This window comes from Chlorobium sp., assembly GCF_021740465.1.
Lineage (GTDB): Bacteria > Bacteroidota > Chlorobiia > Chlorobiales > Chlorobiaceae > Chlorobium.
In genome coordinates this window covers 1-13,454 of the sequence record NZ_JAIOZR010000006.1, presented here as the reverse complement: position 1 = coordinate 13,454, position 13,454 = coordinate 1, and the positions used below count along the sequence as shown (strand labels likewise).

General features: G+C 51.3%; 9 protein-coding genes. 5 read left to right on the top strand and 4 right to left on the bottom strand.

Translation table 11 applies throughout. The annotated features are described in order from the left end of the window. Positions 1-2 precede the first annotated feature (2 nt). From K9G39_RS04075 to K9G39_RS04065, 3 genes are read right to left on the bottom strand one after another with little or no spacing between them, the layout of a single operon-like run. Positions 3-2,096, bottom strand: a complete 2,094-nt coding sequence (locus K9G39_RS04075) for a response regulator (protein ID WP_292003659.1) — start codon at positions 2,094-2,096, stop codon at positions 3-5. Continuing rightward, entirely contained in the window at positions 2,096-3,412 is a 1,317-nt protein-coding gene (locus tag K9G39_RS04070; protein WP_292003658.1) for an FAD-dependent oxidoreductase, read from the bottom strand. Before K9G39_RS04070 ends, K9G39_RS04075 begins: the two co-directional genes overlap by 1 nt. After that, on the bottom strand, positions 3,409-4,398 hold the full coding sequence (locus K9G39_RS04065) for an AfsA-related hotdog domain-containing protein (protein WP_292003657.1): 990 nt from the start codon (positions 4,396-4,398) through the stop codon (positions 3,409-3,411). The genes K9G39_RS04070 and K9G39_RS04065 overlap by 4 nt, the downstream gene beginning before the upstream one ends. Before the next feature lie 260 nt (positions 4,399-4,658). On the opposite strand from K9G39_RS04065, the gene hemB reads away from it, so the two are divergent. Both hemB and aroC read left to right on the top strand, forming a co-directional pair. After that, positions 4,659-5,645, top strand: coding sequence for a porphobilinogen synthase (gene hemB, locus K9G39_RS04060; protein ID WP_292003656.1), 987 nt, complete (start codon positions 4,659-4,661; stop codon positions 5,643-5,645). Positions 5,646-5,732: 87 nt separating this feature from the next. Further along, positions 5,733-6,926, top strand: a complete 1,194-nt coding sequence (gene aroC / locus K9G39_RS04055) for a chorismate synthase (protein ID WP_292003655.1) — start codon at positions 5,733-5,735, stop codon at positions 6,924-6,926. Here the strand turns inward: aroC and cysE are convergent. Further along, positions 6,917-7,735 (bottom strand): serine O-acetyltransferase, encoded by an 819-nt coding sequence (cysE, locus tag K9G39_RS04050; RefSeq protein WP_292003654.1) that lies wholly within the window; start codon positions 7,733-7,735, stop codon positions 6,917-6,919. The two genes, aroC and cysE, sit on opposite strands and share 10 nt — an antisense overlap. A 345-nt stretch (positions 7,736-8,080) precedes the next feature. Here cysE and K9G39_RS04045 point away from each other — a divergent pair, with 345 nt between their 5' ends. From K9G39_RS04045 to K9G39_RS04035, 3 genes are all read left to right on the top strand, one after another. Continuing rightward, entirely contained in the window at positions 8,081-9,358 is a 1,278-nt protein-coding gene (locus tag K9G39_RS04045; RefSeq protein WP_292003653.1) for a response regulator, read from the top strand. A 65-nt stretch (positions 9,359-9,423) separates the two neighbouring features. Beyond that, the gene (locus K9G39_RS04040; RefSeq protein ID WP_292003652.1) at positions 9,424-10,086 is read left to right on the top strand and encodes a PAS domain-containing protein; all 663 of its coding nucleotides are present in this window, start codon (positions 9,424-9,426) and stop codon (positions 10,084-10,086) included. Positions 10,087-11,011: 925 nt separating this feature from the next. Next, complete coding sequence (locus K9G39_RS04035) at positions 11,012-13,351, top strand: PAS domain S-box protein (protein ID WP_292003651.1); 2,340 nt, start codon at positions 11,012-11,014, stop codon at positions 13,349-13,351. Positions 13,352-13,454 lie beyond the last annotated feature (103 nt).

The window sequence follows — 13,454 nt, the reverse complement described above, 5'->3', positions numbered from 1 at the left end:
GCTCAGACGAACTGCATGATTTTCTGCCGGATGAGCAGGCGATCGACAGGCTTGACGAGATAGGCGTTCATACCGCGCTGAATCGCCTCCTCGATAATGGCGCTGTCCGACTCACCGCTCATGGCTATAATAGGAACCGAACGATTGATCGAACTGCCAGTCCGGATACGCTTGGCGACCTCGAGGCCGTCAAGCACGGGCATCTGGATATCGAGCAGGATCAGGTCCATCGGCATTTTTTCAAGAATTTCCAGCGCATCGATTCCGTTGGAAGCCTCGACCACACTGGTGATGCCGAGATGCCGCAGCATGCCTCTGACCGCGGTACGATTGACCGACGAGTCGTCCACCAGCAGGACGCTCTTGTCGGAAAGGTCCTTCTTCTCGAATCGATTGTTCTTTAAAGAGAGTGCGGCTGAAAGAGCGGAAACCAGCGGCTGGAGCATTAAAGGAAGGGAAAGCAGCTCCGCTATACCTGATTTTTCAGCCCTCCCGAAATACAGATAGGAGGGTTCACCCGAATAGGCGACAACAGGCAGGGAGGCATTGACCCCGTTGTAGCCGTTCAGAAGGTTGATCAGCCCGGAGCCGTCGTTAAGGGATAAATCCATCTCGCAAAGCAGCAGATCATAGTGCACGGCCGATATTTTTCCGAGCACCTCCCCTCCGTCTTCAGCTTCTTCCGTCTCTACGCCAAGCGGTTCGAGCAGAGTCGTAACCCTCTTTCTGTGTTCGGCGTCATGATCGGCCAGAAGAATGCGCTTACCCTTGAAATCCGGCCTGTTGTCGCTGTAGAGCTGCCCTTCGAACCGGGCCAGTTCGTCCTCGTTGATAACCGGAAAGCTCAGGGTGAACTCCGTATACTCGCCCTGAACCGATTCGCAGGCAATATCACCCCTGAACAGGCGCATGACCCTCCTGCAGTAGGCAAGCCCAAGCCCGGTGCCCCCCTTTTTACCGGAAGTAAAGAACGGATCGAAAATCCTTGTGAGATTATCCTTTGAAATACCGGGGCCGGTATCCTTGACGATAACGCTGTTCATGCGTTCACCCCTGCGGGTTTTAATGAAAATCCCCCCTTTGGGATCGAGCCGCAAAAAATAGAGGGCATTCATGACAAGGTTGAAGATCACAAACACATACATCGCGTCAACTCCCCTGAACATGAAATCCTCCTCGCTTGAAAAATGCACCTTGCGACGCTCTTCATCGGATTCATACCCATACTCATCAAGTGCCTTGCGGGTGACTGTCGCAGCCGAAAGGTAGGTGCTTCCGCTCCTGAACGGGTCTTCATTTCTGACCTCTTCGAGAATCATATCGATGACCTGCACACCCCTGTTCACCGCCATCTGCCCCTGCGCTATACCCGCATAGATCTTTCCAAGAACCTCTTCGCTGATCTCGCCGGCAGCTCTGCCGGAATAGCATGCCGGCAGCTCGTCCTGTATTGCATCGAGGTTATAGCGCACCTGCCCCAGCGGGTTGCGCATTTCGTGCGCAATGCCGACGGCAAGAGCCTGAAGCGCAGCATTTTTCTCCTGTGCAAGCTGTCCCTTGCGGTTACTGTAACTGAACATATAACCTGCTACGATGGTAAAAAAGATGACGATGGCGTATAAGGGAATATTGAACTCGGGAGCCAGCTCAAATCCGGGAGAGGCCAGAACAAAGAAAAGCAACGCCGCAGCAACACCGATGAACAGATCGATAGCGAAAATGAGCCAGTTCGGCACGAAGGTAATGAGAACGAACAGCATGAATATTTCCCAGTACAACCACAACTCATGAAAATTATTCATGAACAGGTAGACCGTAAAAATAAACGGGAGCACAAAGATGATAGTGAAATGCCAGTAATAGGGGAACAGTGGTTTTACCTTTGTCGGCAGCCGGTTACGGAAAACCACCGAAAGGGAGAGCAGGGTTGCCGCCATGCGCAGATAAAAATTCTCATAGGGGAGATGAAATCCGTACTTGAACAGAAAAAAAAACAAAAAATGGGCAGGAGCACCGAGAAGCGCCGCAGAACGAAGATTGAAATCGGATATCATCGTCCCCTCTTCGAATGCATTTCTGAGGTAAGAGCGGATCATCAGAACAACTCTCCTGTCATGAGGTGTTTTACGCTTTCTTCAGCTGCGGCGAAACACGCCTCGATGGAGGCACCCCTCCGAAAATCACCAGTAACATAAAGACCGGAAAAAGAGGCGAGCTTGTCCTGCAATTCGGAAAACAGCCTGAAATGGAACGGCGAATAAGCGCATAAACCGGGCGAAAGATACTTGTAAATCATGGATGTACGGATATTCTCCGCAATAGAAAAGAATGGCAATACTTTTTTTTCCGCCTGAAATATAACATCTTCGGCTTTCGATTCAGGATTTATTTGCGCTCTTGCCGCTTTTCCGCTGAAGGTATAGCGGACAAGATCGAGGTCCAGGATGCCGTAGGCCCCGGCATTGCTCAGGGGGGAGGTGCCGTCAAAAACCATGGCTCGCTGCTCTTTGCGGAAAACATTATCGCGATATGCCGCAATGGCAACCGAGACCGGATAGTATCTGACACGATCGAGAATCTCCGCCGCCTCCGGAAGAGAGCCGCCGAGCAGTGCCGACAGCTGCACCGCCGGAAGCGCCGTGATCACCCGGTCGTAGGAAACCGATCCGCCCGAACCGTTGCATGTATAGGCGACATCAACTCCTCCCCCTCTATCGCAGCGGGAGAGCCGCTCCACCCGGTGGCCGGTACGGATGGCGAGAAGTCCCGACCGGTCGGCGGCAAAAGCCTCCAGAAGCTGATGCATTCCGCCCTTGAGCTGCTCGTAGCTGTCGAGGACAAGAGCAAGATTCGACCCGAAATTACCCGGATAGCACTCATCGGGTTCGGCACCGTTCATTCTCACCGTTACGGGGCGTATAAGATGATTGGCACATCGAGGCGGAAAACAATCCGCAAGCGAAAGGTGATCGAGCTTCTGCGAAACATCGTTGAAAAAAGGGGTTCGAAGCATCCCCTGCGAATTATCCTTCATCACCGCCCTCACCCAGGGATAGAGCACGGATACACCCCTCAGACCGGCCAGTTTCAGGAATCCGAAAAGATTCGAAAGCTGCCGGCTTTCCTTGGTCATGCTCACCACCTTTCCGTCGATGACCTGCGAGGTGTTGAATCCGAAATACTCGAAGGGGAAATCGCCGGTATCTCGAACAAACCCGCGAAACCGGCGGTATTTCCTTCCGATATTCTTGCCGCCGAAATCAACCCATCTGCCATCCATGCGTTCACTGCCGATTCTGCCGCCAATTGCAGGCGCCGCCTCGTAAAGATCAACAGGAATACCGGCCTTATTGAGATAGTAAGCCGTTGCGATACCTGAAATACCGCCCCCGATAACAGCAACCCTGCTCATTGACGTACACCCTGAATGAGATCGACTTTCGCATCGAACTGCCTTTTGATTCTTGTCCCTATTCTGCCGGACCTTATGCGGTGAGTCGCATAACCCTCCTTGCTCATGAATACACAGGCTTTCAAGGAAGCTTCGGCACAGAGTTTTCCCCACTGATAAATCTGGCAGATGGCGTACGATGACTGTTCATCGCTCTGGCCGGTCCAGGCGAAATCGCTGTATGCCCTCAAAATAACCGGAGAGGTCGATTCGATATAATTGTAGAAACGGGTATCGTAGGAGAGCAGCGTCATGCCGCCGTCAAGAGGCAGTTTCCCGGCGATATGCGTCGTTGCAATGGCAGCCTGCCGCATCGCTTCAAGAATCAGCATCCCCTGAACATGATCGGATTCATGGTCGAACCTGAACTCATCGATACCTTCAAACATATTGAAATAGAGAAATCTTCCATCCTCCCAGGGTATTGAGAGCAGGGAGTTTTTTTCGGTTTTCTTGTGGATGCAGCGGATATCGAGAGATCCGGGAAGATGATCGCCGTCCGATACGGCAAGCGGACTCTGGAGAAGCCCCCGCAGGTTCATGGGCAGTTTTCTGATCAGCGCCGCCGCTGTCTCCATGTCCGGCAGCGAAGAGTGCCTTCTGGAATTGAGGGTGCCCATCAGTTGCAGTTTACCTGCAATATCCGGGTGAACACCTGCATAGGCACCCGAAAGATACATTTCACAGGAGCGACCGAGAAGAAAGTGATAACCCGCAACCTCCTCCAGCGAAGAGACCCTGACGGCCTGCACCGAGGCAGTGTCGGGTGGAAGCTCGTCGTCTTCAAAAACAAGCGTATATGGTTTAAGTCCCGGTCTGTCGGTTAAAAACGACTGCCGTCTGTTTTTGCGTTCGATATTGAGCAGTGAAGGACGACCCTTCAACAAAGGCCTGAACGGGAGCATCTGGCCTTTCCCGGAAAACGATTCGATAACTGGCTTGTTCATGGGGTATTAATTATTATTTATTTGTTGCTGTTTGTTGCTTTTGAGTGAAAAAAAAAGAATACTCAATCTTCTTTACAGAAGAATAAAGAATATATAAGTCCGAAAAAAAACGGTTCCTTTATTAACAATGGTTTAATAAAATATAACGATTCATGAAGCCGGGAACAGCGGAGTTACCCAGGAATTTACCTTGCGACCTTTCCTGAAGTTCACGGTTTTTCGTATTTTAAGGCTTTTTCAAACCAAACCTGACACAGACCATGAGCCAGCTCGATCTCCTCAATATTGTCCACCGCCCCAGAAGGCTTCGCAAATCCGCGGCAATCAGAAACATCGTACAGGAGTGTACCCTGTCGGTAAACGATCTTGTTTTCCCGCTGTTCGTCTGCCCCGGCACCAATGTTGTGGAAGAGGTGGCGTCCATGCCCGGAAGCTTCCGTTACTCGATCGACAATGCAGTCAAGGAGTGCCAGGAACTCTGGGATCTCGGCATCCAGTGCATAGACCTCTTCGGCATTCCGGAAAAGAAAACCGAAGACGGCAGTGAATCCTACAACGATAAGGGAATCATCCAGGAAGCCATCAGGGCCATCAAGGCAAAGCTGCCCGACCTCTGCATCATGACGGATGTCGCACTCGACCCGTTCACTCCGTTCGGGCACGACGGTCTGGTCAGGGACGGCATCATTCTCAACGACGAAACCGTGGAAGTACTCTGCAAAATGGCTGCATCGCACGCCAATGCCGGAGCTGACTTCGTTTCGCCCAGCGACATGATGGACGGTCGTATCGGAGCTATCCGCGAATCTCTCGACGATGCCGGATTTTCCGATGTCGGCATCCTTTCCTATGCAGCCAAATACGCATCGAGCTTTTACGGCCCGTTCCGCGATGCCCTGCATTCCGCACCGCAGTTCGGCGACAAGACCACCTACCAGATGAATCCCGGCAATACCGACGAAGCCATGAAAGAGATAGAACTCGACATCATGGAAGGCGCCGATATCGTCATGGTGAAACCGGGCCTTGCCTATCTTGACATCGTTTACCGCACCAAGGAACGTTTCGATGTGCCGGTCGCAATATACCATGTTTCAGGAGAGTACGCCATGGTGAAGGCTGCCGCGGAACGCGGATGGATCGACGAGGAAAGGGTGATGATGGAATCACTGCTCTGCATGAAACGGGCAGGCGGCGACATGATTTTCACCTACTACGCCAAAGAGGCCGCAAAAAGACTGCGCTGAAACCTCCCGGGCGGGAAGATTGCCCGCATCTCTATCAGGAAGCCCGGCTGTCCAGTATAGCCGGGCCTTTTTACTACCTACACACTCATGATACGATACCTTACAGCAGGAGAATCTCACGGACCCGCCCTTGCGGCAATTGTCGAAGGACTTCCGGCAGGCATACCCGTTACGCAGCACGATATCGACAGTCAGTTACTGCGCAGGCAGCAGGGGTACGGCCGGGGAGGAAGAATGAAAATCGAGAGCGACAAGGCCGAAGTGCTTTCCGGCATCAGGTTCGGCAAAACCATCGGTTCACCGGTAACCCTGCTCGTCAGAAACCGTGACTGGCAGAACTGGACCGTCACCATGGCACAGTTCGAAAAACCTGAGCAAGATGTGGCCAAAATAACCGTACCAAGACCCGGCCATGCCGATCTTGCAGGAAGAATAAAATACGGTTTTGACGATATCCGTCCGGTTATCGAGCGTTCATCGGCACGGGAAACCGCAGCCAGGGTTGCAGCAGGAAGCCTCTCCCGCGTTTTTCTCAGAGCACTCGGCATAGAAATCGGCAGCTATGTATCGGCAATAGGCCCCGCCAGCGAAGCGGCCTGCACCCCTGCCGTCGAAGAACTCCTCGCCAACGGAGCAGAATCACTCTCCATCGAAGCCGACCTCTCGCCCGTGCGCATGCTCGACAAGAGAGCGGAAACCGGCGCAATGGCCGCAATTGACGAAGTCAGCAATCAGGGCGACACACTCGGAGGCATTATAGAGCTGTTCATTACTGGGGTTCCGATGGGTTTCGGCAGCTATGTGCAGCACGACCGGCGTCTCGATGCGGCGCTCATTGGCGCACTTCTGTCCATTCAGGCCATAAAGGGTGCCGAAATCGGCCACGCTTTCGATAATGCCCGAAAACCGGGATCACAGGTTCATGACGAATTTACGCTTTCAGCCAGGGACGGGCTTGCAAGGAGAAGCAACAGGGCTGGCGGCCTCGAAGGAAGCATGTCGAGCGGCCTGACCATTCATCTCAGGGCCGCCATGAAACCGATCTCTTCGCTTGTATCACCCCTGCAATCATTCGATCTCGAAACCCTGCAGCCGACCCTGTCCCGCTTTGAACGAAGCGACACCTGTGCGGTGCCCGCGGCCGGAGTGGTTGCCGAAGCGGCCCTGGCGCCGGTAATCGCCAACGCGCTGCTTGAAAAACTCGGTGGCGACCATCTGGATGAGATCAAAAACAGGCTTGAAGCCTGGCGCCGGCATGTAGCGGAGACCTTTCAGGCCTGAACTCCGTTCGGGCCTTTTTTTTCGCGGCTTGTCAGCTTCTGGTCCATTTCACGGGAAGGCTCGGCAACCTCTGTCCTGCCTACAATTTGAGCCGGAACTCCAGCCACGGTGTAATGAGGCGGCACATCATCAAGCACAACGCTCCCCGCCCCGACTTTCGAGCCTTCGCCGATCACGACATTGCCGAGTATCTTCGCTCCGGCCCCGATCAGCACCGATTTATGAACCTTCGGATGCCGGTCGCCGCTCTCCTTGCCGGTACCGCCAAGGGTCACCTCGTGCAGGAGAGAAACATTGTCATCGACAACAGCGGTTTCACCGATCACCAGACTGGTCGCGTGGTCGAGCAGAATCCCCTTGCCGATAACGGCCGCAGGATGAATATCGACGGCAAACACCTCCGACATCCGGTTCTGAATGAAATACGCCATGGTCTTTCGACCCTTCATCCAGAGCCAGTGAGCAAGACGGTATGCCTGCAGCGCCTGATACCCTTTCAGAAAGAGCATGATCTCGAAGTAGTGTACCGCAGCCGGATCGCGCTGCTGGGTCGCCACAAGGTCATAGATCGCATTCTCCACCTGCTCGGGGCTCTGGCGGTAAAAATCCTCGAACAGCCCCTGCAGCACAAGCGGAGGAAAATGCTTTGAACCGAGCTTTACCGAAAGCAGCATGGCAAGCGATGAACCGAAATCATCGAACCTCAGGATATGCTGTTCGAGAAATATGCTGATTTCAGGATCACGGCCGCACTCGTTGGCCGCCTCGGCGACAATCGCCTTCCAGATATTGGTGAACTCCATGCCCATACGTTTATTCCATATTTCCTGTCTGAACCCTGAACCTGATTACCTGTTACCGGAGAGCGCGGCAAAAGCTCCCGCTCAACTCTTCTTCCCCGGCGCCGCTTTACAGACATGAAAAGGTAATCGGCATGTAAAAGGTTCATTTTGCCGATACTTACGGCTCACAAACTAAAAAAAAATCCGCAATGATAACGAATAATAACGTTCATGGAGTGCAAACGAAAACTGCCCGTTAGGAAGCCCTCCGGATAAAGCCGGCATGACTGGTTCCATCCGGAAAAACTGTCGGGATTTTTTTATATTCAGGGTTAATTACCGGAAGAACAAGACCCCATCAAACCAGGCCCCATGGTATTTCAGGAAAACAAAAAATCCGGGAGCGCCGCTTCCGGCAAACGAAAAAAAACAGCGGTCAACAACGGGCTGCAGCGCCTGAAAAGCGAATTCCTCAACAATGTTTCCCACGAAATCCGTACCCCCCTCAACGGGATAATCGGCATGACCCAGTGCCTGCTCGACACCCCGCTCGATGAAAAACAACGCTATTTTGCTGAAACAATCCGCTCAAGCACCTCCACCCTGCTCAAGCTCACCGATACCATTCTCACTTTTTCAAAAGCAGTATCGGGCACCATGCAACCCGAAAAGCGAGCATTCAGGCTCTCCTGGCTCCTCTCCTGTATTGCCGAACCGATCTCCCTTTCGAGCCTCGGAAAAGGTCTTGACTACTCCTGGAATATTCAGGAAGATGTGCCGGATTCCCTTTACGGCGATCCGGAAATCCTTCGGCAAGTCCTGACGATCCTTGCAGAGAATGCCGTAAAATTCACACAACAGGGAAGCATAAAACTATCTGCGGCTGTGGAAAAAAAGCTTGCCGATACCGTTGTTCTGCGCTTTTCGATAACCGATACAGGAATCGGCATTCCAGCGGAAAAGGCCGCCGGAATATTCGACACCTTCACCCAGGCCGACACATCATCTACCCGGCGTTATGAAGGGATTGGCCTCGGATTGACCCTCTCCAGAGAACTCGTAAAGCTCCTTGGCGGTGAAATCGGGGTTGAAAGCAAGGAAAAGGAGGGCTCCTGCTTCCGCTTTACGGCATCTTTCGGCATACCGGAAGAGAACGCATACAATTCCTGCCGAAAAACAGAACGGGCTGATCCGGCCATGAACTGCGCAACACCTCCGGCCCGAAATCCGGAAAACAGGAAATCCTCCGGCGATATTCCCTCCTCCGCGGCAGACGATCCCCGGATTCTTGTCGTCGAGGACAACCTGATCAATCAGCAGGTAACGCTCATGATGCTCAAAAAGCTTGGATTGAGGGCCGATGTGGCAATCAACGGCACGCAAGCCGTAAAAGCTGCCGCACAGAAAACCTATGGGCTGATTTTTATGGACATTCAGATGCCTGAGATGGACGGTCTTGAAGCAACCCGGTTGATACGCGCCAGCGCAACCGGAAAGGATATTCCTGTTGTTGCGCTGACCGCACATGCCATGCCTGATGACCAGGCGGGCTGCTTTGAAGCGGGAATGAATGATTTTCTCTCCAAACCCCTTCATCACGAAGCTTTGGTCCGGGTCCTGAAGCAATGGCTGCCGGCATTTTCTCCTTAATCGGTGTTTTCATTTTTCTATCTCTCCCTTTTTCCATGACGTCACCAGAAAACCATCCACAGCCGATGAATGCACGCTATAGCATCAACTCCGGATTTCCCGACCGGTTGAGAACTTACATTCTGAAAAAACACGGCTCCATCAACGCGTTCTGCAGGGCCGCCGGAATAAAATATCCCGCCCAGATGACGCCATATCTTTCGGGCAAATGCTTTCCCGGAAAAAAAATGATCGCGAGGCTGGAAAAAGACGGCGCCGATATACACTGGCTCATGGATGGTCATGAAAGCAATCATGCGACGCCGGATCTGAGTAATGCTCTGTCGTTATCGCAGTACCGTATGGACATCGACAGCCTGTTCAGGCAGGTACGGATGCACATCAGCAGATTCTCGGCTTTCTATAAACCGGTTATCGATGCATATGCCGTCCTCGATCATAATGAAAACATCGTTGATCTGAGCGGCTCACTCGAACAGTACCTGGGATACAAAAAAAATGCACTGACAGGAACCTGTCTTCAAAACATCATTCACCCGGAAGATTACCCCTGTGTAAAAAGAACTCTCGGAGGCGAAAAACCGGACGAATCCATAGTTGAATTCAAATCGAAATTCAGGACTGGCGAAGGCACCTATATCGATGCCGAATGGTGTCTTGCAATAAGCACAAAACCAATGAGTGATCTCTACGAATATGCCATGATCATGAAAGGCTCCGATAGATGACAACTCCGGCATATCACTGCAAAATACCCGCACCGGAGCACGGAACGGCTTCAGAAAACAATGCTCATCGCAAACCCGTAAACGAAAGCGGCTACAAGTGGAAAACCATTAAATAAACTGCTGGTCGATGACGAAGAAGCCATCCTCAACATCACAAGAAAAATGCTGGAAAGTTTCGGTTACAGGGTGCTCACAGCAAAAAACGGAGAGGAGGGCTCTGCGTCTGGAGGCGACGCATAAGGAAAATATCCACATGCTCCTCACCGACATACTTATTCCCGGCATGAATGACACTGAACTGGCTGAATCGCTTTCATAAAAACGGAATGATCTGAAAATCCTCATTCATGTCTGGATTTACATCGGGATTAACGGTACATGACGAAAAACTGAAGGGAAACACGCAGGTCCTCGAAAAACCTTTTTCCATGACCACAGTAGCAAACAAAGTGCGTGAGGGACTTGACCTTCCGTAACCAACCAGACAATCCTCTCCTTCAAAACAGGTGGACATACCCTGCAAAACCTTGGCCATCGTAATATTTCAAATACACTAAAGCCCATCTCCTGCCTGAACGAATATGCCATGATCATCAATACACCAATACAGCCTTATGGAAACCCGAAAAAAAATGGATATTCAAGCCACAGAAATAACGTCAAAACCCTTGGAAGAAACAGCATTTATACGTAAAGTATCGGTACGACCAAGCAGCTCAACAGCAACAAAAAAACAATCCCCTTATAAACAAAAAACACTCTGTTCAAACGCAGGCCGCGATAATACAAAGATGCCTGAAAAAACCCGATCATGCTTATCCGGGCGCTCCTCATGCCGGTATATCTGAAACGGGAAAACATAGAAAGAAACCCATCGATGACCTCATGCCCTGATTGATTCGGTTACTCTTAAACACATTTTCCAATGACAAAACTGCCCTCCCTCCATGAGCAGCTGCAACCTGTCAATAAAACAGCCACGAACAACGTCCGGCTGCAACAGGATGAACATGCGCACCAAGAAAACGGAAATCAGTACAAAATCATTTTTGACACGATCAGGGATGGGATTTTTGTCCATAAAATTTCCAAAAACGGCCAGACGTACCCGTTTGAACTGGTGAATCCCGCAGCATGCAGCATGACCGGTTATACCGAGGCGGAATTACTGCAGATGAACCCGGGTGACCTGCTTGAAAATGAGGATTCGAAAACCCTTTGTATCGAGGAGTATCCGGATGATTTACATAAACATAACTCACGTTTGCTCGAAGCGGTAATGCTGCGCAAAAACGGGAGCCGTTTTTTTACGGAAATCAGTGTCACCAAAGTCATCCTTGGCGGAGCCCCATGCCTTGTTTGCTCTGTACAGGATATCACCCTTAGCAAGGCAACGAACCGGAATCTGGCAGAAAGCAATAGCAGACTGCAACTCATCATGGATGCCGCCCATGCCAGCATCTGGGAGTGGAATATGCAAAACAACGTCAATATATGGACGGACGAGTTATTCCGACTGTACGGCCTTGAACCCGATTGTTACGAGGCATCCTACGATGTTTGGCGGCAATCGATCGTACCTGAAGACAGGGATGAAACGGAGCGAAACATCGTCGAAGCGTCGAAAAAGGGTGTTGAATTCACAGCCGAATGGCGTGTCCGTCCTACTGACGGAACCGAACGCTGGCTCATGTCAAAAGGCACGCCTTTCAGAAACACAGAGGGCAAGGTAAACCGCTACGTAGGAATCGTTATTGACGTAACGCAACTCAAGCTGGCTCAGATGGCGGAAATAAAAGAACAGTCGTTCCGCAAAGCCATTATTGAAAGTATTCCCGGAACGTTCTACATGCTTGACGCAAACGGGCGATATGCAGGCTGGAACGCTTATCAGCGTGATGAAATCATCGGCAAACCGGAACACGAGATGCCCGAAGCCGTGGCGATTGAAAGCATCCATCCTGAAGATCGAACGCTGACGCAGGAAAAAATTACAAACGTGCTGAAAAACGGAAGCGTTGAAATCGTGGAAGGGAGAGTACTTCTTCGCGGCGGACCTGCATTCCGCTGGTTTCTGATGACCGGCCGGCGTATTGTTTTCGACGGTAATCCCTACCTGATCGGTATCGGTATCGACATCACTGATCGTAAAAAAATCGAGGATGTGCAGACATTTCTTGCCCGAACCAGCTCGGTAAGAACATCCGAATCGTTCTTTAAGGCTCTGGCAGGATACCTTGCTGATTGCCTCGGCATGGACTTTGTGTGCATCGGACAACTCGATAGCGACAAATTACGCATAACAACACTTGCGGTTTGGCAGGATGGCCATTTCAAGGAGAACCTGTCCTATGCCTTGAAAGATACGCCCTCCGAAAATATCCCGGAAAAAGAGATCTGCATCCACACTCACGGCGTCTGCGGTTTATTCCCGCATGACCCGCTGCTCCAGGATCTCAAGGCGGAGAGTTACATCGCGACAACCCTCTTTGATCACCAGGGATGCCCGATCGGCATAATCAAGGTCATAGGAAAAAATCCGCTTGAAAACAGTCATCTGGCCAAAACTCTCATGAAACTGGTTGCCATGCGCTCTTCAGGAGAACTGGAACGCCTTAAAGCAGAAAATTCCTTACTGAAAAGTGAAAAAAAATACCGTGAACTGTTTGAAAGCGTACCTATAGGTTTATATCAAAGCGATCTGGAGGGACACATCATAACCTCCAACCAGAACTGCCTCGATATAGCCCGCTGCGCGATAGAGAATCGTGATGCATTCTTTTCCCAGAATACCCGGGCAAGCTATATTGACGCGGAAGATTCCGAACGGTTCAGAAACCTGCTCCTGACACAGGGATATGTCAACGGCTTCGAGGCAAGATTCAGGCGCTATGACGGCACCATCGCCTGGCTCAGCAACACGGCTAAACTCATACATAACGAAACGGAGAGAGTGGATGTCATCAGCGGCTCTTTCATCGATATTACCGAGCGAAAGCAGGCTGAGGAAGAAAAAACCAAACTTGAAACCCAGCTTCAGCAGTCACAGAAAATGGAGATTGTCGGACGCCTGGCAGGAGGCATCGCTCACGATTTCAACAACATGCTTGGGGTCATTCTCGGCAATGCGGAACTGGCCCTGACATGTGAAACCCTTGATAAAACGGTAATAAACAATCTTCAGGAAATCGTTAACGCAGCCAATCGCTCCTCAAATCTCACCGGACAACTTATAGTGGACCCTGATTTTCAGACAAAGGTTTAAGGTGGTAACTTGCCCAAAAAAGGGACAAGATATGAGCGAAAAGCACCGCAAAAGTTTTACGGCACAATTCAAGGCCAAAGTGGCGCTTGAGGCGATCAGAGGA